Here is a 19850-nt window from a genome sequence, read left to right as displayed (position 1 = left end):
GGGTCAGCCTTGCGGCGGCAGCCAGGCCGGCGTGCGCTTGTTCAGGAACGACGCCAGGCCTTCGCGACCTTCGTCGCTGGCGCGGATGTCGGCGATGCGGCGCGCGGTCTCGGCGCGCAGGTCGGCCGTGATGGGCTGGCCGGCGACATCGCGCACCAGCGCCTTGCAGGCGCGCGTGGCGGCCGGGCCGTTGTTGACCAAGGTAGCCACGATCTCGTCGACCTTCGCGTCCAGCGTCTCGGGCGTGGCGAGCTCGTGCACCGTGCCCAGGGCATGCGCCTGCACGGCGCTGAAGCGCTCGGCCGTTGCCATGTAGCGGCGCGCCGCCTGCGTGCCCATGGCGCGCACCACGTAGGGGCTGATGGTGGCCGGCAGCAGGCCCAGGCGCGCCTCGGAGAGGCAGAAGGTCGCGCCCTCCACCGCCACCAGCACGTCGCAGATGGCCGCCAGTCCCATGCCACCGGCGTAGCAGTCGCCCTGCACGCGGCCGACGACGGGCACCGGGCATTGGTCCAGGGTCCAGAGCATGTCGGCCAGGCGCTGGGCGTCGGCGCGGTTCTCTTCCCAGCTGTAGCCGGCCATGGCCTTCATCCAGTTCAGGTCGGCGCCAGCGCAGAAGGCCTTGCCGTGCGCGCCGAGCACCACGACACGAAGGTCCGTGTCTTTCGAGAGGCTTTCGAAGGTACGCGTGAGCGCGGCGATCACCTCGTCATTGAAGGCGTTGCGCACGTCCGGTCGGTTGAGCCACACGCGCGCCACGTGGGCGCTGGGGCGGGAGACGTCAAGCACATCACTCATCTTCAATACCCTCAATACCGTTTGGCCACTTCTTCCAGCATCACCTCGGTGGCGCCGCCACCGATGGCCAGCACGCGCGCATCGCGCCACAGGCGTTCAATGGCCGTTTCGCGGATGAAGCCCATGCCGCCGTGAAACTGCTGGCAGGTCTGCACCACCTCGTTGACCAACTCGCCCGTCAAGGCCTTCAGCATCGACACCTGCTGCACGATGTCCTTACCCTGCGTGACCGACCACGCGCAGTGGTACATGAACTGGCGCGCCGCGCGCACCTTGGCGTCGAGCATGGACAGGCGCTGGCGGATGGTTTGCTGCTCCCACAGCGGGCCACCGAAGGCCTGGCGCTGGCGCACGTGATCGAGGGTGAGTTCCAGCGCGCGCTGGCAGTGGCCCACCGCCATGGCGCCCAGCGCGATGCGCTCGGTCTGGAAGTTCTGCATCACGGCATAGAAGCCCTTGCCCTCCTCCCCCAGCAGGTTGGCCGCGGGCACGCGCACGTTGTCGAACACGAGTTCGGCGGTGTCGGAGCTGAGCCAGCCGGTCTTCTTGAGCGCGCGACCGACGCTGAAGCCTGGCGTGCCTTTCTCGACGATGAACATCGAGACCTCGCGCTTGCCAGGGCCGGTCTTGGCCGCGACGAAGTACAGGTCGGCGTGCACGCCGTTGGTGATGAACATCTTGGTGCCGTTGATCACCCAATGGTCACCGTCGCGCCTGGCGTTGGTGCGGATGCCAGCGACGTCGGAGCCCGCGCCGGGCTCGGTGATGGCGACCGCGCAGATCGATTCACCCGCGCACACCTTCGGCAGGTGCTTTGCCTTCTGCGCCGCATTGCCCGCGTGGTGCAGGTGCGGGCCGGCCATGTCGGTGTGCACGAGCACGGTGATGATGAAGCCGGCAAACGTGCTTTGCGACAGCGCCTCGGCAAACACCAGGTTGGTCAGCGCATCGGCGTCGGCACCCCCGTGTTCGCTCTCGAACGCGATGCCCAGCAACCCGGCCTGGCCCATGCGGCGCAGCACGTCGCGCGGCACGAAGCCCTGCTGCTCCCAGGCATCGGCGTGCGGCTCCACTTCGCGCGCCAGAAAGCGTGCCACCTGCTCGCGCAGCGTGGCGTGCTCGGGCGTGTCGTAGATCGTCGGTTCCAAAGGCTTGTCTCCTCGGTGAGGGGTGCGGGCGCCGGCTTCAGCCGATCGACATGGGTGCTTGTTGCGCTTGCAGGAAATACACGAGATCGAGCTCGGGCCCAGGCTGGCCCAGCAGGGTGAGCGCCGCCGTGATCTGGCCGCGATGGTGCGTGGCGTGGTTGAACACGTGGGCCAGCGTGAGCGCAAAGGGCAGCATCATGGCCTGGCCACGCATGTTCGTGTACGACAGCGTGCCCTCGAAGCGGTCGGCCGGCCATTCGGCCACCAGCCGCTCCCACACGCGCGCGCCACCCAGCACGGCCTGCGCCAGGCGCGCGCGATCAGGCTCGGCCTCCGTGTCCAGCGCCACGCGCGGCGATTCACCGCGAGCGAACCGCTGCTGCCACAGCAGACATTCACCCACCAGCAGGTGGTTCAAGGTGCCGTGCACGCTCTTGAAGAACAGCCCGACATCGCGCCGGTAGGCCTCGTCGCCCAGTGGCGCCACCGCGTCGAGCAGGCGTTGCGTGGCCCATGCGTGGTAGCGCGCGAGCGTGAGGTAGTGGGCACGTGCGTCCATGCCGCTCTCACATACGGAACACACCGAACTTCGGTTCGGGAATGGGAGCGTTGAGCGTGGCCGACATCGCCAGCGCCAGGATGCGGCGTGTGTCGGCAGGGTCGATCACGCCGTCGTCCCACAGGCGGGCGCTGGCGTAGTAGGGGTGCGACTGGTGGGCGAACTGATCGAGCAACGGTTGCTTGAACTTCGCTTCCTCCTCCGCGCTCCAGCTGCCGCCCTTGGCCTCGATGCCGTCGCGCTTGACGGTGGCGAGCACGCTCGCGGCCTGCTCGCCACCCATGACGCTGATGCGCGCGTTGGGCCACATCCAGAGGAAGCGCGGGCTGTAGGCGCGGCCGCACATGCCGTAGTTGCCCGCGCCGTAGCTGCCGCCGATGATGATGGTGAACTTGGGCACGTTGACGGTGGCCACGGCCGTGACCATCTTGGCGCCGTGGCGCGCAATGCCTTCGCTCTCGTACTTGCGCCCGACCATGAAACCGGTGATGTTCTGCAGGAACAAGAGCGGCACCTTGCGCTGGCCGCACAGTTCGATGAAGTGCGCGCCCTTCTGTGCGCTTTCGGAGAACAGCACACCGTTGTTGGCCACGATGCCGATGGGCATGCCCTCGATGTGCGCGAAGCCGCACACCAGCGTGCTGCCGAAACGGGCCTTGAACTCGTGGAACTCGGAGCCGTCGACGATGCGCGCGATGATCTCGCGCACGTCGTAGGGCTTGCGCACGTCGGTGGGAATGACGCCGTATATCTCTTCGGCCGCGTACTTCGGCGCGCGCGGCTCGATCAGTGCCTGTGCAACCACTTTGCGGTGGTTGAGCGTGGCCACCGCCTGGCGCGCCAGCGCGATGGCGTGCGCGTCGTTCTGGGCCAGGTGGTCGGCCACGCCCGAGAGGCGGGTGTGCACGTCACCGCCGCCCAGGTCTTCGGCGCTCACGATCTCGCCGATGGCGGCCTTCACCAGCGGCGGGCCGCCCAGAAAGATCGTTCCCTGGTTCTTGACGATGATGGTCTCGTCGCTCATGGCGGGCACGTAGGCGCCGCCGGCGGTGCACGAGCCCATCACCACCGCGATCTGCGCGATGCCGTTGGCCGACATGTTGGCCTGGTTGTAGAAGATGCGGCCGAAGTGCTCGCGGTCGGGGAACACGTCGTCCTGGTTGGGCAGGTTGGCGCCGCCCGAGTCCACCAGGTAGATGCAGGGCAGGTTGTTCTGCATCGCCACTTCCTGCGCCCGCAGGTGCTTCTTCACCGTCATCGGGTAGTAAGTGCCGCCCTTGACGGTGGCGTCGTTGCAGACGATCAGGCAGTCGACCCCGCTCACGCGGCCGATGCCGGCGATCAGGCCCGCGCAGGGCGCGTCGCCGTGGTACATGCCGTGCGCGGCCAGCGGTGCAAGCTCGAGGAAGGGTGTGCCGGGGTCGAGAAGCATCTGCACGCGCTCGCGCGGCAGCAGCTTGCCGCGCGCGGTGTGCTTGGCGCGGGCGGCCTCGCCACCGCCCTGCGCGGACTTGGCGAGCTGGACCTTCAGGTCCTCCACCTGGGCGCGCATGGCCTCGGCGTTGGCCTGGAATTCGGCCGATCGGGGGTTGAGCTTGGTCTCCAGGATGGGCATGGCGTGGCCTGTGTCTCGTGAGCGAACCGGGGCCCGAGGGTACACCCGACGGGCATGCCTCCGGTCGCCAGGCGGGTTGCAAATCGCGCCACGACAGACCGTTGCTGGCAGACTCTGGCCATGGCCACCGACACCCCCGATCTGCTGCACGGCCCGGCGCTCACGCCCGTCGCCCTGGTGAAGGCCATGACGCTCGCCTACCGGGCGCGCGGCATGGATCCTTCCGCGGCGCTGGCGCAGGCACAAATTCCGCCACACAAACTCAACGACCCGCGGGCACGCATCACGGCCGAGCAAATGGAGGCCGTGTCCTACGCGGCGATGCGCGAGCTCGATGACGAGGCACTGGGCTGCTTCGAGCGCGCGCTGCCCTGGGGCAGCTACGGCCTGCTCGCGCGCGCCTCGCTGTCGGCGCCGTCGCTGGGTGTGGCGCTCAAGCGCTGGTGCCGCCACCACGGCCTGCTGGCGCAGGCCATCGCGTTGTCGGTGCAGGTGCTGGGCGAGCGCGCCGAGATCGTGCTGCATCTGCGCACCGACCCGGGCCCCATGGCCGAACTCAGCGTGGTCTCGGTGCTGCGCAACATCCACGGCCTGGCGGCCTGGTTCGTGGATTCGCGCATCCCGCTGCTGGAGGCGCGCTTTCCCTACGCCGCGCCGCCGCACGTGGCGGCCTACGCGGTGTTGTTCGACGCGCCCACGCGCTTCGACGCCACGGAGGCCGCCATCGCCTTCGACGCGCGCTACCTGGCGCTGCCGATCCGCCGCGACGAGGCGGCCATGCACCAGTTGCTGCAGCGCGCACTGCCGCTCACCGTGCGCTCCTACCGGCGCGACCGCCTGCTGGTGCAGCGCGTGCGGCAGTTGCTGGCCAGCCAGCCACTGGCCACGCACAACGCGCACGATCTGGCCGCACTGCTCAACACCTCGGCGCGCACGCTGCACCGGCAATTGAAGGAAGAAGGCGCGACGCTGCAGGCGCTGAAGGACGCGGTGCGCCGCGAGCGGGCCATGCAGCTGCTGCTGCGCACCAGGCGGCCGATCAAGCAGGTGGCCGAAGCCGCCGGTTTTCGCAACGAGAAAAGCTTCATCCGCGCGTTTCGCGCGTGGACCGGCCAGTCGCCGGGCGAGTTCCGGGGTGCCTGAGCCTCAGCGCGTGCTCACGCGCTCACAGCCGCAGTTCGCGCATGTGGTGAAACACGCGAGCCACCGGCAAGCCGTCGAACGCACGGCCGTGGCCCTGGGTGCAGAAGCCCCACACCGTGGCGCCCGCGGCCAACCCGGCCTTCGCGCCCGGTGCGGTGTCCTCGATGACGAGGCAGCGCTTCGGGTCGACCCCCAGGTGCGCGGCCGCGGCCAGGTAGACGTCGGGATGCGGCTTGGAGCGCGGCAGGTCGTGTCCGCTGAAGATGGCGTCGCCGAACCAGCGCGCCAGACCCACCTGTTCGAGCTGCATCACCACCTTGGGCCGATCGGCCCCCGAGGCGCAGGCGATGCGCCCACCGACCGCGCCGTGCAAGTGCGCCACCGCTTCGTGCACGCCTTCGATGGCCTTGAGTTCGGCGCGCAGGCGCGCGTTGCGGCGCTCGTAGAAGGCCTGCATCCATTCGTCCGTGAGCGGGCGGCCGGTCTCGGCCTCGATGCGCTCGCGCCGGTCGCGCACCGCGTGGCCGAGGAACAGCGCCTCGCACTCCTCGCGCGTGATGGCCCAGCCCGATTCGTTGAGCACCTGGCGCAGCACGCCGTTGGTGATGGGTTCGCTGTCGACGAGCACGCCGTCGCAGTCGAACAGAACCGCCTCGAAGTTCATGCCCTGTCTTTCGTGAAGAGATCGCCGTCCACGTAGTACCACTGCCCGCCCTCGCGCACGAAGCGGCTGCGTTCGTGCAGGCGGCTGGCGCGCCCCGCCAGGCGGGAGCGCGCGACGAATTCGACCTCGGCGTGGTCGGCGTCGATGGCGCGGTGGGCGCGCACCTCAAGTCCCAGCCATTTCACGCCCGACTCCAGCTCGAGCGTGGCTGGCCGCGTGCTGGCGTGCCAGGTGGCCAGCAGGTGCGCCGCGTCGCCGCGCACAAAAGCGCTGTAGCGCGATCGCATCAGGGATTCGGCGTCGGGCGCTGGCGTGGCAGTGCCGCTGAAGCGGCCGCAGCAGGCGGGGTAATCGGGGCCACGGCCGCAGGGGCAGGCGTCGCGGGAAGGGGTCGGCTGGGTCATGGGGTGAGAACGCATTATCGAAGCCCCTGCAAGCCCGGGGGCATGGCGGGACGGGCGACACAATGGCCGCCCGCACGCCAGACCCCCGGAGCAACCATGAGCACCCTTGATGCCTTCCCCATCACGAAGAAGTGGCCCGCGCGGCACCCCGATCGTCTGCAGCTGTATTCGCTGCCCACACCCAACGGCGTGAAGGCCTCCATCATGCTGGAGGAGACCGGTCTCCCCTACGAAGCACACCTGGTGCGCTTCGACACCAACGACCAGTTCTCGCCCGAATTCCTGTCGCTCAACCCGAACAACAAGATCCCCGCCATCCTCGACCCGCACGGCCCGGGCGGGAAACCGCTGGCGCTGTGGGAATCGGGCGCGATCCTGGTCTACCTCGCAGGCAAGACCGGCAAGCTGATGCCCACGGACGACGCCGCGCGCTACGAGACCTTGCAGTGGCTGATGTTCCAGATGGGCGGCGTCGGGCCCATGTTCGGCCAGCTCGGCTTCTTCCACAAGTTCGCCGGCAAGGACTACGAGGACAAGCGACCGCGCGACCGCTACGTGGCCGAGACGAAGCGCCTGCTCGGCGTGCTGAACGAGCGCCTGCAGGGCCGCGGCTGGATCATGGGCAAGGACTACAGCATCGCCGACATCGCCGTGTTCCCCTGGGTGCGCAACCTCGTGGGCTTCTACGGCGCGGGCGAGCTGGTGGGGTTCGGCGACTTCCCCGAGGTGCAGCGCGTGCTCGATGCCTTCGTGGCGAGGCCCGCGGTGCAACGTGGCCTGAACATCCCCGCCAGGAACTGAGCGCTACTTTCGCCAGAAGTGGCCGGTGAAGAGAACCAGCACGGTCAACAGCTCCAGGCGCCCGAGCAGCATCGCAAAGCTCAGCACCACGATCTGGAAGTCGTTGAGCACGCTGTAGTTGCTGGCCGGCCCCACCAGACCCAGGCCGGGGCCGATGTTGTTGACCGTGGCGACCACGGCCGAGAACGCAGTGACGATGTCCAACCCGGTGAGCAGCAGCAGCATGGTCAGGCCCATGGTGGCCGCGCCGTAGATCAGCATGTAGCCCAGCACCGCGTTCATCACCTGCGGCGGTACCACGTTGCCGCCCAGCGTGACCGGGTTGACCACGCGCGGGTGGATGATGCGCACCAGTTCGCGCCGCGCCTGCTTGACCAGCAACACCATGCGAACCATCTTGATGCCGCCCCCGGTGGAACCCGCACACGAGGCGAAGCACCCCAGAAACATCAGCAGCACCGGAATGAACACCGGCCATTGCGCGTAGTCGCCCGAGGCGTAGCCGGTGGTGGTGGCCAGTGACACGACGTGAAAGGCGCTGGCGCGCAGGGCCTCCAGCGGCTCGCTCGTCACGCCGTGAACCAGCAACAGCACCATCACCACCGCCACCGACACCGCCAGCACCGCGAGGTAGGTGCGGATCTCGCGGTCCCCGGTGATCGGGCGCAGCGACAGTGAGCGCAACACCACGAAGTAGCGCAGGAAGCTGATGCCAGCCATGGTCATGAAGACCACGGACACCCATTCCACGCGCGCTGAATCGAAGTGACCGATGCTGGCGTCGTAGGGTGAGAAGCCGCCCAGGCCCATGGTGGTGCACATGTGCATGAAGGCGTCGGCCCAGTCCATGCCGGCCCAGCGGTAGGCCAGCATGCAGGCGACCGAGAACAAGGCATACACACCCCACAGGCCACGCGCTGTCTCGCTGATGCGCGGGGTGAACTTGGTGTCCTTCATGGGGCCGGGCGTCTCGGCCTTGTAGAGCTGCATGCCACCCAGGCCCAGCAGCGGCAGGATGGCTACCACCAGCAGCATGATGCCCAGGCCGCCGAGCAATTGCAGGAAGCAGCGCCACACGTTGATCGATACCGGCAGGTGATCCAGCCCGGAGATGGCGGTCGAGCCGGTGGCGGTGAGCGCGCTCATGGCCTCGAAATAGGCCTTGCTCAGGCTCAGGTCGGGCACGGTGAAGTACAGCGGCGCCGCCGCGTAGGCCGGCAACACCAGCCAGACCAGGTTCACCAGCAGGAAGCCGTCGCGCGGCAACAGCTCGCGGCGGTGTTGGCGTGTGAGCAGCCACAGCACCCAGCCGCTGACCACGGTGGCCGCAAAGCCGTAGGCCCAGACCAGCACGTGGTGGTCCTTGTCGAGGAACCAGGCCCAGGCCATGGGCACCAGGAAGGCCGGCGCGAACGCGAGCAGCACGCGCGAGAACACCGAAAGAACGGGCAGCCAGAGCGATTGCATGCCGGAGAGGCCTTCAGCCGAAGAAGGTGGCGCTCACCTGGAACAGGCGCTCGACCTCGCGCACCAGGCGCTTGTTCGGGATGAAGATGATGATGTGGTCGCCGTCCTCGATCAGCAGGTCGTGGTGCGGCATGAGGACCACGGAGTTCCTGCCTTCGCCGCGCACGATGGCGCCGAAGCGCGTGCCCTTGGGCAGCTTCACCTCCTCGATGCGCCGGCCCACCAGCTTGCTGGTCTTCACGTCACCGCGCGCAATGCCTTCCAGCGCCTCGGCCGCACCGCGGCGCAGGCTGTGCACGGCCGCCACGTCGCCGCGGCGGATGTGCGCGAGCAGCTCGCCGATGACGGCCTGCGAGGGCGAGATCGCGATGTCGATCGTGCTGCCCTGCATCATGTCGGCGTAGGCGCGGCGGTTGATGAGCGACATCACGCGCTTGGCGCCGAGCCGCTTGGCCAGCATGGCCGACATGATGTTGTCCTCGTCGTCGCTGGTGAGCGCGAGGAACATGTCCATCTGGCCCACGTTCTCCTCTTCGAGCAGGTCCTCGTCGGCACCGTCGCCCTGCAGGATCAGCATGCTCGAGGGCAACTGGCTCGCGAGGTACTCGCAGCGCTTCTTGTCGCGTTCGAGGACCTTCACCTCGCACTGCCCCGCAAGGCTGCGCGCCAGCCGCAGCCCCACCTTGCCGCCGCCGGCGATCATGACGCGCTGCACCGGCTGGTCGATGTTGTGGATGGCGGCCAGCACGTCGCGGATCTTGTCGGTGTCGGCGAGCACGAAGACCTCGTCGCCGGCAAGGATGCGGGTCGATGGCTTGGCCTCCATCTCGGTGTCGAGCCGGTAGAGCGCGACCACGCGCATCTCGCAGCGCGTGAAGCGCTCGCGGAACTCGCCGATGGTGTGGCCGACCAGCGCGCCGCCGTGGCTGGCGCGCACCGCGATCAGGCTGGCGCGGCCGTCGGCGAATTCCAGCACCTGCAGCGCCTCGGGGTAGCTGATGAGCTGGTGGATGTAGCGCGTGACAGATTCTTCCGGGCAGATCACCTGGCTGACCGAGAAGCTGCTGCGCGAGAGCAGTTCGTCGTCTTCGCCCTCGGTGAACTCGGGCGAGCGCAGCCGCGCGATGGTGGTGGGCACGTTGAAGACGTCGTGCGCCACCTTGCAGACCACGAGGTTGGTTTCGTCCTGCGCGGCGCAGGCGATCACCATGTCCGCGTCCTTGGCGCCGGCGTTGCGCAGCACCGAGGGCTGGATGCCGTTGCCCACCACACCGCGCAGGTCGAGCTTGTCTTCCAGCGCGCGCAGGCGGGCCGGGTCCATGTCGACGACGGTGATGTCGTTCTGCTCGGAGACCAGACTCTCGGCGACGCTTTCGCCGACCCGGCCGGCGCCGAGGATGATGATGTTCATAGCGGCGCCATCATACGTTTCACGCGCCGGCCACCGCCAGCCGGCTTGACCGGCAAACCAGGGAGATCAGGCCAGCGCGCGCTGGATCAAGATCTTTTGCACGTCCGACGTGCCTTCGTAGATCTGGCACACGCGCACGTCGCGCCAGATGCGCTCCACCGGGAAATCGCTCACGTAGCCGTAGCCGCCGTGCACCTGGATCGCGTCGCTGCAGACGCGCTCGGCCATTTCGCTGGCAAACAGCTTGGCCATGGCGGCTTCCTTCAGGCACGGCTGGCCCGCGTCGCGCAGCGCGGCCGCGTGGTGGGTGAGCGCTCGCGCCGCTTCGATCTGCGTCGCCATCTCGGCCAGCTTGAAGCCCACCGCCTGGTGGTTGAAGATGGGTTGGCCGAAACTTTCGCGCTGTTTGGCGTAGGTCAGCGCACACTCCAGCGCGCTGCGCGCCATGCCGATGCTCTGCGCGGCGATGCCGATGCGCCCGCCCTCCAGCGCCGACAGCGCGATCTTGTAGCCCTCGCCCTCGGCGCCGATCAGGTTTTCCGCCGGGATGCGGCAGTTCTCGAAGTTGATCTGCGCGGTGTCGCTGCTGTGCTGGCCCACCTTGTCTTCCAGCCGGGCCACCACGTAGCCCGGGGAGTCGGTGGGCACGATGAACGCGCTCATGCCGCGCTTGCCCGCCGCCTTGTCGGTGACCGCGATGACGATGGCCACATGGCCGTGCTGACCGCTGGTAATGAACTGCTTGACCCCATTGAGCACGTACTCACTGCCCTGCTTGACCGCTGTGGTGCGAAGCGCAGAGGCGTCCGAGCCCACGTGCGGCTCGGTGAGGCAGAACGCGCCGAGCATCTGCCCGGCCGCCAGCGGGCGCAACCAGCGCTCCTGCTGTTGTGCGTTGCCATAGCGCATGAGGATGGCGTTGACCGGGCAGTTGGTGACGCTGATGGCGGTGCTGGTGCCGCCATCGCCCGCGGCGATCTCTTCGAGCACGATGGCCAGCGTCACGTAGTCGAGCCCGGCGCCGCCCAGGGCTTCGGGCACGCAGATGCCGTAGGCGCCGAGTTCGGCCAGGCCGCGGTGGGCTTCCTTGGGGAAGTGATGCTCCTTGTCCCACTTCGCGGCGTGGGGCCAGAGTTGTTCCTGTGCGAAAGCGCGCACGGCGTCGCGAATCATGAGTTGGTCTTGCGTGAGCAGCATGAGATGTCTTCTTCTCGTGGGTTCACCAGGTCGCGGCGCGTCGACCGTCGTGGTGGATGAGGTGGCCGTTGTCCTCATCGGTGAGGGTGGCGATGACGTGGCGCAGGCCGGCCACGCTGGCTTCGATGGTGAGCGGCGCGCTGGCGCCGCCCATGTCGGTCTGCACCCAGCCGGGATCGAGCGCGACGCAACGCGCCCCGGGCCAGGCGTGGCGTGCGCTGGCCACCATCATGTTGAGCGCGGCCTTGCTCACGCGATAGAGCCACGCGTTGTCGGCCGCCACGGCACCGATCTGGCTCATGGCACTGGAGAGCACGCCGAACACGCCGCCCGCGGCCTGCACGCCGGGCATCACTTGCGGCATGGCCTGCATGGCGCCAAGCACGTTGGCATGCATCACGCGGTCGAAGGCCTCGCGCGTGGGCGGGGTGTGCGCGCCGGCGCGGTCCATCACGCCGGCGACGTAGAGCGCGACATCGATCTCCACCCCGTCGAGCTGCCAGGCCAGGCCGCTCACGCTGGCCGGGTCGGCCACGTCGACACGCAGCGCCTCGGCACCGATGTCGCGCAGGCGCGCCAGACCGGCGTCGTCGCGCGCGGTGGCGATCACGCGGTCACCGGCCTCGCGGTACTGGCCCGCGAACTCGAAGCCGATGCCGCGCGAGGCGCCGAGGATGAGGACCGTGGCCATCGGCGTCCGATCAGATCAGCTCGATCGCCATCGCAGTGGCTTCGCCGCCGCCGATGCACAGCGTGGCCACGCCGCGCTTGCCGCCGCGCGCCTGCAGCGCGTGGATGAGCGTGACCAGGATGCGCGCACCGCTGGCGCCGATGGGGTGGCCCAGCGCACAGGCGCCGCCGTTGACGTTGAGCTTGTCGTGCGAGACCTTGAGCTCGGCCATCAGCGCCATCGGCACCACGGCAAAGGCCTCGTTGACTTCCCACAGGTCCACATCGGCCACGCTCCAGCCGATGTTGGCCAGCAGCTTTTGCGTGGCGTACACCGGCGCGGTGGTGAACCAGTTGGGTTCCTGCGCGTGCGTGGTGTGACCGACGATGCGCGCGATGGCTTTGGCGCTGAGTGCCTGCGCGGTGGAGGACTTGGCCAGCACCAGCGCGGCGGCGCCGTCGTTGATGGAGGAGCTGGAAGCCGCGGTGATGGTGCCGTCCTTCTTGAAGGCGGGCTTGAGCGCCGGGATCTTGTCGAGCTTGATCTTGCCCGGGCCCTCGTCGATGGAGACCACGCGCTCGCCGCTGCGGTCCTTCACGGTGACGGGGGTGATTTCTTTGGCGAACGCGCCGTTGTCGGTGGCGGCCTTGGCGCGCGAGACGGAGGCGGTGGCGAAGGCGTCCTGCTGCTCACGCGTGAAGGCGTACTTCGCGGCGCAGTCCTCGCCGAAGGTGCCCATGCTGCGGCCGGGTTCGTAGGCGTCTTCCAGACCGTCGAGCATCATGTGGTCGAAGATGCGGTCGTGGCCCATGCGGTAGCCGCCGCGGCCCTTTTGCAGCAGGTAGGGCGCGTTGGTCATGCTCTCCATGCCGCCCGAGACCATCACCTTGGCGCTGCCGGCCATGAGCATGTCGTGCGCCAGCATGGTGGCCTTCATGCCCGAGCCGCACATCTTGGAGAGCGTGACCGCGCCGGTGGACAGCGGCAGCCCGCCCTTGAGCGCGGCCTGGCGCGCGGGCGCCTGGCCCTGGCCGGCCATCAGGCAGTTGCCGAACAGCACCTCATCGACGGCCTTGGGGTCGACACCGCTGCGCTCGACCGCGGCCTTGATGGCGGCGCCACCCAGATCGTGGGCGGCGAGTGCAGAAAAGTCGCCCTGAAAGGCGCCCATGGGCGTGCGCGCGGCGCCGAGGATGACGATGGGATCGGACATGGTGTGCTCCTTGTGTGGATGGGATCAGGCCGAAGCGAGCGCGCGCAGGCGGCGCTCGCGTTCGTAAGGGAAAACGTCGTGCACGTGGCCCGCAAGGATGCGTTCCTTGTGCGATTGCCAGAATTCAGGGTCGAGCAGGTCGGCGTGGTGTTCGAGAAAGACGTCGCGCACCATCGGGTTGCCCAGCAGGAAGGGCCCGAAGGTCTCGGGGAAGACGTCGTTCTTCGCCACCGGGTACCACACCTCGCCCGAGAGCTCGTCCTCTTCGTTGCGCGCGGTGGGCACGTGGCGGAAGTTGCAGTCGGTGAGGTACTCGATCTCGTCGTAGTCGTAAAACACCACCTTGCCGTGGCGCGTGATGCCAAAGTTCTTCCAGAGCATGTCGCCGGGGAAGATGTTGGCGGCCACGAGGTCCTTGATCGCGTTGCCGTACTCGATGACGGCATGGCGCAGCTGGGCGCGTGCGGTGGCATCGTCGGGCCTGGCCTGCAGCGTGTCGAACAGCTCCTGCAGGTACAGGTTGAGCGGGATCATGCGGCGCTCGATGTAGACGTGCCGCAAGACCACCTCGGTGGTGCCGTCGCCGTCGCGGTCGCTGATCTCGAGCTGGCTGGGCGCGTACTTCTGGATCTCGGCGATGAGTTCGTCGGTGAAGCGCGCGCGCGGGAAACCCACCTCGGAGAACTCCAGCGTGTCGGCCATGCGGCCCACGCGGTCGTGCTGCTTGACGAGCTGGTACTTGCCGCGGATCTGTTCGCGCGAGGTGTCCTTCTGCGGCGGGTAGAAGTCGCGGATCACCTTGAACACGAAGGGAAAGCTCGGCAGGTCGAACACCAGCATCACCATGCCCTTGATGCCGGGTGCGATGCGGAACCGGTCCGAGCTGTGCCGCATGTGGAACAGGAAATCGCGGTAGAACAGCGTCTTGCCCTGCTTGGCCAGACCGAGCGCGTTGTAGAACTCGGCGCGCGGCTTGCGCGGCATGAGGCTGCGCAGGAACTGCACGTAGGCGCTCGGCACCTCCATGTCGACCATGAAGTAGGCGCGCGCAAAGCTGAACAGCAGCAGCAGGTCGTCCTCGCCGAACAGGGCCGCGTCCACCACCAGCCGGCCTTCGCGGTTGTGCAGGATGGCCAGCGCGAACGGCACCTCCTGGAAGCCGTTGATGATCTTGCCCACCACGTAGGCGCCCTTGTTGCGAAAGAACAGGCCCGAGAGCACCTGCAGCTGGAAGTTGGCCCGCAGGCGGCTGTGGTCGAAGCGGCGCTTCATCGCCTCCAGCACCAGCGCGGCGTCACGATCGATGTCGTCGAACGGCACGCGCAGGTCGAAGTCGTGCAGCAGGCGCAGCACCTCGGCCGGCAGGGACTCGGCCGTGGGGTAGTAGCAGCGGTAGGTCGGGCTGGCCGTGGGTTCCTCGTTCTCGATGTACTCGGTGGACACCGCGGGCCGCACGAAGATGAAATCGTTCTGGAAGTAGGCGCGCTTGAGGATCTTGGTGGTGACCGAATTGAAAAAGGTCTCGGCCAGTTCGGGCTGGTGGTGGTTCACCAGCAGCCCGATGTAGTGAAGCTTGACCTGTTCCCACACCGCCATCGGCTGCTCGTCGGCCTTGAACTCCTTCACCAGCCGCGTCAGACATTCCTTGACGCGCAGGTCGTAGAACTCGATGCGCTCGCGTTGCGCGCGTTGCTGGCCACGCCAGTCGCGTGTCTCGTAGCGGTGTTTGGCGCGCGCCGACTCCTGGCGGAACAGGCGGTAGTGGCGGTTGAAGCCGTCCATCATCGCCTTGGCAATGCCGTAGGCCACCGTGGAGTCGAGGCGCTGGGGGAACATGGCAGGCCCCGTGCGGGGTTCAGCGCAGGCGCATGCCGACCTCGGCCACCGCCTTGCGGTAGGCTTGATCGGCCTCGGCCAGGCCGCGCAGGGTCATGTGCAAATCCTGCAGCAGGCCGTCCTTGAGGCCATAGACCCAGCCATGCAGGGTGAGGGCCTGGCCGCGCTCCCAGGCGTCGCGCAGCACGGTGGTCTGCACCGTGTTCATCACCTGCTCGATCACATTGAGTTCGCACAGGGCGTCGAGCCGGTGCATCTCGGGCAGCGAGCCCAGCAGCGCCGCGTGCTTGTCGCGCACGTCCTTGATGTGGCGCAACCAGTTGTCCGCCAGGCCGACGCGGGTGTCCCGCAGCGCGGCCGCGACGCCGCCGCAGCCGTAGTGCCCCACCACCATCAGGTGCTCGACCTTGAGCACGTCGACCGCGTACTGCACGGTGGACAGGCAGTTGAGGTCGGTGGGCACGACCACGTTGGCCACGTTGCGGTGCACGAAGACCTCGCCGGGGTCGAGGCCGGTGATCTGGTTCGCGGGCACGCGGCTGTCCGAGCAGCCGATCCACATGTAGCGCGGGCTTTGCTGCTGCGAGAGTTTCGTGAAGAAGCCAGGCCGCTCGGCTTCGACCTGCGCCGCCCAGCGCCGGTTGTGGTCCAGCAGATTTTGAAGGTTGTCACTCATGGGCAGGCATTGTCCGCGCAGCGCTCGTCGATGGCGATCACATGGTCTCGGCGAACAGCTCACGCCCGATCAGCATGCGGCGGATCTCGCTCGTGCCGGCGCCGATCTCGTAGAGCTTGGCGTCGCGCCACAGGCGGCCCAGCGGGTATTCGTTGATGTAGCCGTTGCCACCGAAGATCTGCACGCCCTCGCCCGCCATCCAGGTGGCCTTCTCGGCCGTCCACAGGATGACGGAGGCGCAGTCCTTGCGCACCTGGCGCACGTGCTCGCTGCCCAGCATGTCCAGGTTCTTGGCCACCGTGTAGGCGAAGCTGCGTGCGGCCTGCAGCACGGTGTACATGTCGGCCACCTTGCCCTGGATGAGCTGGAACTCGCCGATGCTCTGGCCGAACTGCTTGCGGTCGTGGATGTAGGGGATCACGTTGTCCATGACCGCCTGCATGATGCCCAGCGGACCGCCGGAGAGCACGGCGCGCTCGTAGTCGAGGCCGCTCATCAGCACCCTGGCGCCGTTGTTGAGGCCACCCAGGATGTTCTCGGCCGGCACCTCCACGTTCTGGAACACCAGCTCGCCGGTGTGGCTGCCGCGCATACCGAGCTTGTCGAGCTTCTGCGCGATGGAAAAGCCCTTCATGCCCTTTTCGATGAGGAAGGCCGTGACGCCGCGCGCACCCAGTTCGGGTTCGGTCTTGGCATAGACCACCAGGGTGTCGGCATCGGGGCCGTTGGTGATCCACATCTTGCTGCCGTTGAGCAGGTAGTAGCCACCCTTGTCCTCGGCCTTCAGCTTCATGCTGATGACGTCGGAGCCCGCGCCGGGCTCGCTCATGGCGAGCGCTCCCACGTGCTCGCCGCTGATGAGTTTGGGCAGGTACTTCTGGCGCTGCGCGTCGTTGCCATTGCGCTTGATCTGGTTGACGCACAGGTTGGAGTGCGCGCCGTAGGAGAGGCCCACGCTGGCGCTGGCGCGGCTGATCTCTTCCATGGCCACCATGTGCGCGAGGTAGCCCATGTTGGCGCCGCCATAGGTTTCGGGCACGGTGATGCCGAGCACGCCGAGCTCGCCCATCTTGCGCCACAGATCCATCGGAAACTGGTCGCTGCGGTCGATCTCGGCCGCGCGCGGTGCGATCTCGGCCTGCGCGAAGTCGCGCACGGCGTCGCGCAGGGCATCGATGTCGTCGCCGAGCTGGAAGTTCAGGCCGGGAAGCTGGGTCATGGGAAGTCTCCGAAGGGGTGTGGGTTCAGCCGCGCACGTTATTGCGGCCCAGCACTGCCATGAGCGTGCAGCCCATGGTGGCAACGAGTTTTTCCTGGCCGTTGTGCACGGCGTAGGCATGGCCTTCGGCCACCGTCACGGTGCGCCCGGCCTTGATGACCGTGCCGACCATGCGGAAGCTGTCGCCCTGTGCGGGCGCCAGCAGGTTGATCTTGAATTCGATCGTCAGCACCGCCGCATCGGCCGGCATGAGCGTGAAGCCCGCATAGCCGCAGGCCGAATCGAGCGCGGTGGACACCATGCCCGCGTGCAGGAAGCCGTGCTGCTGCGTGAGGTGCGCCGCCCAGGGCATGGTGATCACCACGCGGCCCGGCTGCACCTCGGCCAGCGTGGCGCCGATGGTGGTCATGGCGGCCTGGCGCGCGAAGCTGGCGCGCACGCGCTCGGCGTAATCCGGGTCCGGGGGCTGCAAGGGGGCGGTCATGGGGGGCGGGCGGGGCGGGGCGGGGCGAGCGCGAAACAGGGATTTTATGTTGACGTTTACGTAAACGTCAATTCGAGACGACCGCTCAACCCGCCTTGCGCTCGACCTTGTTGAGCAGCGCGCGGGCTTCCTTTTCGTGCACCTTCACCTCGTCGAGGTTGGCCTGCAGATCGGCCATCTGCTCCTCCAGCTGGCGCCGGTGGTCGGCCAGCACGGCGAGGAACTTGCGCAGTTGCGGCCCGGTGTCGCGCGGGCTGTCGTACATGTCGATGATGTCCCGGGCCTCGGTGAGCGAAAGGCCCAGCCGCTTGGCGCGCAACGTGAGCTTCAGGCGCGTGCGGTCGCGCGCGCTGTAGACCCGGTTGCGACCGCCCGGCCCTTCGCGCTGGGGTTGCAGCAGGCCCATGTCCTCGTAGAAGCGGATGGCGCGGGTGGTGAGGTCGAACTCGCGCGCGAGGTCGCCGATGGTGAAGGTGGTGGCCATGTGGGGTGTCGGGTGGCAGACAGGGATCGCCCGGGATGCTCCGTAGAATGCCTTTTTCTTGACGTTTACGTCAACGTCAACGCGCGCGCATCTTACTGAATTCCGCCCTCATGACCCCCACACGCGATCAACTCGAGGCCCGGCTGCACTACCCCCGGGGTCAGGCCCTGCCCGATCCAGGGCACGCGTTGGCGGTGGCGCCCGGCGTGAAGTGGGTGCGCATGACCCTGCCCTTCGCGCTCGACCACATCAACCTCTGGCTGCTGCGCGACACGCTGGACGGCCGCGAGGGCTGGACGGTCGTGGACTGCTGCATCGCGCGCGACGAGGCGAAGGCGCAGTGGGAGCAGGTGTTTGCGAACGAACTCGAAGGGCTGCCGGTGCTGCGCGTGATCGTGACGCACATGCACCCCGACCACATCGGCCTGGCGCACTGGCTGTGCGAGCGATGGCACTGCCGGCTGTGGATCAGTGCGACCGACTTCGCGATGGCGCGCATCGGCTCGCAGAGCACCACCGGCTTCGGCGGCGAGGCCGCCGCGGCCTTCTTTGCCAGCCACGGCCTGGTCGACCCCGAGCGTGTGCAGAAGATCAAGGCACGCGCCAGCTACTACCCGGGTCTGGTGCCGGCCGTGCCGGCGCAGTACCGCCGCCTGATCGACGGACTGGACGTCACGATCGGCGACCACGCCTGGCGCTGCATCAGTGGCTACGGCCACTCGCCCGAACACATCGCCCTGTGGTGCGAGGCGCTGGGCGTGCTGATCAGCGGGGACATGATCCTGCCGCGCATCTCCACCAACGTGAGCGTGTACGACCAGGAGCCCGAGGCCGATTCCTTGCGGCTGTTCCTCGACTCGATCGACAGGTTCCGTGCGCTGCCGGCGAACACGCTGGTGCTGCCCTCGCACGGGCGGCCCTTCACCGGTCTGCACGAGCGCATCGCGCAACTGCACGCGCACCACGAAGAACGCCTGGGCGAGGTGGTGCAGGCCTGCCGCGAGAAGCCCTGCAGCGCCACCGATGTGCTGCCGGTGCTGTTTCCACGCACGCTGGATCTGCACCAGACCACCTTTGCCATGGGTGAGGCCGTGGCCCACCTGAACCGCCTGTGGCACGCGGGCACGCTGGCGCGAACCAAAGGCGACGACGGCGTGTGGCGCTTCAGCGCCGGATGAGCGATTTCAGCCCTCGCCGAGCGGCAGCGCCGATTCCTTGAGCGCGCGGCGGCGCTCGGCGTGATCGGGCATGACGCTGGCCACCACGTCCCAGAAGCGCGGGCTGTGGTCCATGTGGCGCAGGTGGCTGAGCTCGTGCACCACGACGTAATCCACCATCTCCATCGAGAGATGCACCAGCCGCCAGTTCAGGCGGATGCGACCGTCGGCGCTGGCGCTGCCCCAGCGCGTGTCGGCGTTGGAGAGCGACAGCCGCGTCCAGCGCACACCCAGTTGCGGCGCAAAGTGGTCGAGCCGTTCGGTGAACACGCTGCGCGCGTGGCGCATCAGCCAGGCCTGCGCGGCATCGCGGATCTGGCTTTCGCTGGCGTGGTGCGGCAGGCCGATGCGCAGGGTGCGCGTGACCGCATCGAGGGCAGCACCGCGGCCTGAGAAGCCATGCGCCGGATCGAGTTGCAGCCGCACCGGCTCGCCCAGCAAGGGCAACTCGGCACCGTCGGCCCAGCGCACGCGTGAGCGCGCCTGCCGCTCGGCGCGTTCGCGCGCCTCCACCAGCTTGTCGATCACCCAAGCGGCCTTCTCGTGCAGCACCGCCTCGATCTCGCCGAAAGTGCTCCAGCGCGGCGCGCGCACGCTCAGGCCCTCTGCGCCCACGCTCAGGCCGATGGTGCGGCGCTTGCCGCGCTGGAATTCGTAACCCACCTCACAGCCGCGCAGGCGCACCAGGCGGTTGGCGCGGGGGTGGTGCCAGGTGCCGGGCTGAAACACCTCGGCCATCGGCAGTGCCGGGGGAGCGGGCGCAGCGGCACGCTGTAGCTCGGGCGGCGGCTCGCGTGGCGGGTCACCGAACAGGTCGAGCGCGAGCTGCACGAAGCGCTGCATG

Annotated in this window: 20 protein-coding genes; 3 read left to right on the top strand and 17 right to left on the bottom strand. The window is 68.1% G+C overall.

Annotation, left to right across the window (positions count from 1 at the left end):
• Positions 1-3: 3 nt before the first annotated feature.
• From M3149_RS13405 to M3149_RS13390, 4 genes are read right to left on the bottom strand one after another with little or no spacing between them, the layout of a single operon-like run.
• Positions 4-798, bottom strand: coding sequence for an enoyl-CoA hydratase/isomerase family protein (locus tag M3149_RS13405; RefSeq protein ID WP_251710050.1), 795 nt, complete (start codon positions 796-798; stop codon positions 4-6).
• 11 nt (positions 799-809) lie between these two features.
• The gene (locus M3149_RS13400; RefSeq protein ID WP_251710049.1) at positions 810-1946 is read right to left on the bottom strand and encodes an acyl-CoA dehydrogenase family protein; all 1137 of its coding nucleotides are present in this window, start codon (positions 1944-1946) and stop codon (positions 810-812) included.
• A 37-nt stretch (positions 1947-1983) separates the two neighbouring features.
• Positions 1984-2505 (bottom strand): DinB family protein, encoded by a 522-nt coding sequence (locus M3149_RS13395; RefSeq protein ID WP_251710048.1) that lies wholly within the window; start codon positions 2503-2505, stop codon positions 1984-1986.
• Between the two features lie 7 nt (positions 2506-2512).
• Entirely contained in the window at positions 2513-4120 is a 1608-nt protein-coding gene (locus M3149_RS13390; RefSeq protein WP_251710047.1) for a carboxyl transferase domain-containing protein, read from the bottom strand.
• 120 nt (positions 4121-4240) lie between these two features.
• On the opposite strand from M3149_RS13390, the gene M3149_RS13385 reads away from it, so the two are divergent.
• The gene (locus M3149_RS13385; RefSeq protein ID WP_251710046.1) at positions 4241-5263 is read left to right on the top strand and encodes an AraC family transcriptional regulator; all 1023 of its coding nucleotides are present in this window, start codon (positions 4241-4243) and stop codon (positions 5261-5263) included.
• 22 nt (positions 5264-5285) lie between these two features.
• On the opposite strand, the gene M3149_RS13380 is transcribed toward M3149_RS13385, so the two are convergent.
• Positions 5286-5927, bottom strand: coding sequence for an HAD family hydrolase (locus M3149_RS13380; protein WP_251710045.1), 642 nt, complete (start codon positions 5925-5927; stop codon positions 5286-5288).
• Positions 5924-6331 (bottom strand): YchJ family protein, encoded by a 408-nt coding sequence (locus M3149_RS13375; RefSeq protein ID WP_251710044.1) that lies wholly within the window; start codon positions 6329-6331, stop codon positions 5924-5926. Before M3149_RS13375 ends, M3149_RS13380 begins: the two co-directional genes overlap by 4 nt.
• A 96-nt stretch (positions 6332-6427) precedes the next feature.
• On the opposite strand from M3149_RS13375, the gene M3149_RS13370 reads away from it, so the two are divergent.
• A complete protein-coding gene (locus M3149_RS13370) occupies positions 6428-7132 on the top strand; it encodes a glutathione binding-like protein (protein WP_251710043.1) in 705 nt (234 codons plus the stop codon).
• A gap of 3 nt (positions 7133-7135) precedes the next feature.
• On the opposite strand, the gene M3149_RS13365 is transcribed toward M3149_RS13370, so the two are convergent.
• The 10 genes from M3149_RS13365 to M3149_RS13320 form a co-directional block, all read right to left on the bottom strand.
• A complete protein-coding gene (locus tag M3149_RS13365; RefSeq protein WP_251710042.1) occupies positions 7136-8599 on the bottom strand; it encodes a TrkH family potassium uptake protein in 1464 nt (487 codons plus the stop codon).
• A gap of 13 nt (positions 8600-8612) precedes the next feature.
• Positions 8613-10010, bottom strand: coding sequence for a Trk system potassium transporter TrkA (gene trkA / locus M3149_RS13360; RefSeq protein WP_251710041.1), 1398 nt, complete (start codon positions 10008-10010; stop codon positions 8613-8615).
• Between the two features lie 66 nt (positions 10011-10076).
• Positions 10077-11207: an acyl-CoA dehydrogenase family protein gene (locus M3149_RS13355; protein WP_251710040.1), complete on the bottom strand. Its 1131-nt coding sequence runs from the start codon at positions 11205-11207 to the stop codon at positions 10077-10079.
• Positions 11208-11229: 22 nt separating this feature from the next.
• Positions 11230-11898 (bottom strand): SDR family oxidoreductase, encoded by a 669-nt coding sequence (locus M3149_RS13350; protein WP_251710039.1) that lies wholly within the window; start codon positions 11896-11898, stop codon positions 11230-11232.
• 10 nt (positions 11899-11908) lie between these two features.
• Positions 11909-13090 (bottom strand): acetyl-CoA C-acyltransferase, encoded by a 1182-nt coding sequence (locus tag M3149_RS13345; RefSeq protein ID WP_251710038.1) that lies wholly within the window; start codon positions 13088-13090, stop codon positions 11909-11911.
• Positions 13091-13114: 24 nt separating this feature from the next.
• Positions 13115-14926 (bottom strand): bifunctional isocitrate dehydrogenase kinase/phosphatase, encoded by a 1812-nt coding sequence (gene aceK / locus M3149_RS13340; RefSeq protein WP_251710037.1) that lies wholly within the window; start codon positions 14924-14926, stop codon positions 13115-13117.
• A gap of 19 nt (positions 14927-14945) precedes the next feature.
• Positions 14946-15602 (bottom strand): carbonate dehydratase, encoded by a 657-nt coding sequence (can, locus tag M3149_RS13335; protein WP_251710036.1) that lies wholly within the window; start codon positions 15600-15602, stop codon positions 14946-14948.
• 37 nt (positions 15603-15639) lie between these two features.
• On the bottom strand, positions 15640-16821 hold the full coding sequence (locus tag M3149_RS13330) for an isovaleryl-CoA dehydrogenase (protein ID WP_251710035.1): 1182 nt from the start codon (positions 16819-16821) through the stop codon (positions 15640-15642).
• Between the two features lie 25 nt (positions 16822-16846).
• On the bottom strand, positions 16847-17305 hold the full coding sequence (locus M3149_RS13325) for a PaaI family thioesterase (RefSeq protein WP_251710034.1): 459 nt from the start codon (positions 17303-17305) through the stop codon (positions 16847-16849).
• Positions 17306-17390: 85 nt separating this feature from the next.
• The gene (locus M3149_RS13320) at positions 17391-17789 is read right to left on the bottom strand and encodes a MerR family transcriptional regulator (RefSeq protein WP_251710033.1); all 399 of its coding nucleotides are present in this window, start codon (positions 17787-17789) and stop codon (positions 17391-17393) included.
• A 110-nt stretch (positions 17790-17899) separates the two neighbouring features.
• Here M3149_RS13320 and M3149_RS13315 point away from each other — a divergent pair, with 110 nt between their 5' ends.
• A complete protein-coding gene (locus M3149_RS13315; protein WP_251710032.1) occupies positions 17900-18967 on the top strand; it encodes an MBL fold metallo-hydrolase in 1068 nt (355 codons plus the stop codon).
• Positions 18968-18973: 6 nt separating this feature from the next.
• Here M3149_RS13315 and M3149_RS13310 read toward each other — a convergent pair whose 3' ends face one another.
• Entirely contained in the window at positions 18974-19849 is an 876-nt protein-coding gene (locus M3149_RS13310) for a M48 family metallopeptidase (protein ID WP_251710031.1), read from the bottom strand.
• Position 19850 lies beyond the last annotated feature (1 nt).

This window comes from Hydrogenophaga intermedia (assembly GCF_023715105.1).
Classification (GTDB): domain Bacteria; phylum Pseudomonadota; class Gammaproteobacteria; order Burkholderiales; family Burkholderiaceae_C; genus Hydrogenophaga; species Hydrogenophaga intermedia_A.
The sequence above is the reverse complement of the archived record's forward strand: the minus strand, read 5'-3'. Positions and strand labels throughout refer to the sequence as shown.

Bases quoted from the DNA above. Each gene is read 5' to 3' on its own strand.
- M3149_RS13320 (WP_251710033.1), bottom strand. From the start codon at position 17,789: ATGGCCACCACCTTCACCATCGGCGACCTCGCGCGCGAGTTCGACCTC.
- M3149_RS13345 (WP_251710038.1), bottom strand. From the start codon at position 13,090: ATGTCCGATCCCATCGTCATCCTCGGCGCCGCGCGCACGCCCATGGGC.
- M3149_RS13395 (WP_251710048.1), bottom strand. From the start codon at position 2,505: ATGGACGCACGTGCCCACTACCTCACGCTCGCGCGCTACCACGCATGG.
- M3149_RS13385 (WP_251710046.1), top strand. From the start codon at position 4,241: ATGGCCACCGACACCCCCGATCTGCTGCACGGCCCGGCGCTCACGCCC.
- M3149_RS13370 (WP_251710043.1), top strand. From the start codon at position 6,428: ATGAGCACCCTTGATGCCTTCCCCATCACGAAGAAGTGGCCCGCGCGG.
- M3149_RS13350 (WP_251710039.1), bottom strand. From the start codon at position 11,898: ATGGCCACGGTCCTCATCCTCGGCGCCTCGCGCGGCATCGGCTTCGAG.
- M3149_RS13405 (WP_251710050.1), bottom strand. From the start codon at position 798: ATGAGTGATGTGCTTGACGTCTCCCGCCCCAGCGCCCACGTGGCGCGC.
- M3149_RS13310 (WP_251710031.1), bottom strand. From the start codon at position 19,849: ATGCAGCGCTTCGTGCAGCTCGCGCTCGACCTGTTCGGTGACCCGCCA.
- M3149_RS13380 (WP_251710045.1), bottom strand. From the start codon at position 5,927: ATGAACTTCGAGGCGGTTCTGTTCGACTGCGACGGCGTGCTCGTCGAC.
- M3149_RS13330 (WP_251710035.1), bottom strand. From the start codon at position 16,821: ATGACCCAGCTTCCCGGCCTGAACTTCCAGCTCGGCGACGACATCGAT.
- M3149_RS13325 (WP_251710034.1), bottom strand. From the start codon at position 17,305: ATGACCGCCCCCTTGCAGCCCCCGGACCCGGATTACGCCGAGCGCGTG.
- M3149_RS13390 (WP_251710047.1), bottom strand. From the start codon at position 4,120: ATGCCCATCCTGGAGACCAAGCTCAACCCCCGATCGGCCGAATTCCAG.
- can (WP_251710036.1), bottom strand. From the start codon at position 15,602: ATGAGTGACAACCTTCAAAATCTGCTGGACCACAACCGGCGCTGGGCG.
- M3149_RS13355 (WP_251710040.1), bottom strand. From the start codon at position 11,207: ATGCTGCTCACGCAAGACCAACTCATGATTCGCGACGCCGTGCGCGCT.
- M3149_RS13375 (WP_251710044.1), bottom strand. From the start codon at position 6,331: ATGACCCAGCCGACCCCTTCCCGCGACGCCTGCCCCTGCGGCCGTGGC.
- aceK (WP_251710037.1), bottom strand. From the start codon at position 14,926: ATGTTCCCCCAGCGCCTCGACTCCACGGTGGCCTACGGCATTGCCAAG.
- M3149_RS13365 (WP_251710042.1), bottom strand. From the start codon at position 8,599: ATGCAATCGCTCTGGCTGCCCGTTCTTTCGGTGTTCTCGCGCGTGCTG.
- M3149_RS13315 (WP_251710032.1), top strand. From the start codon at position 17,900: ATGACCCCCACACGCGATCAACTCGAGGCCCGGCTGCACTACCCCCGG.
- trkA (WP_251710041.1), bottom strand. From the start codon at position 10,010: ATGAACATCATCATCCTCGGCGCCGGCCGGGTCGGCGAAAGCGTCGCC.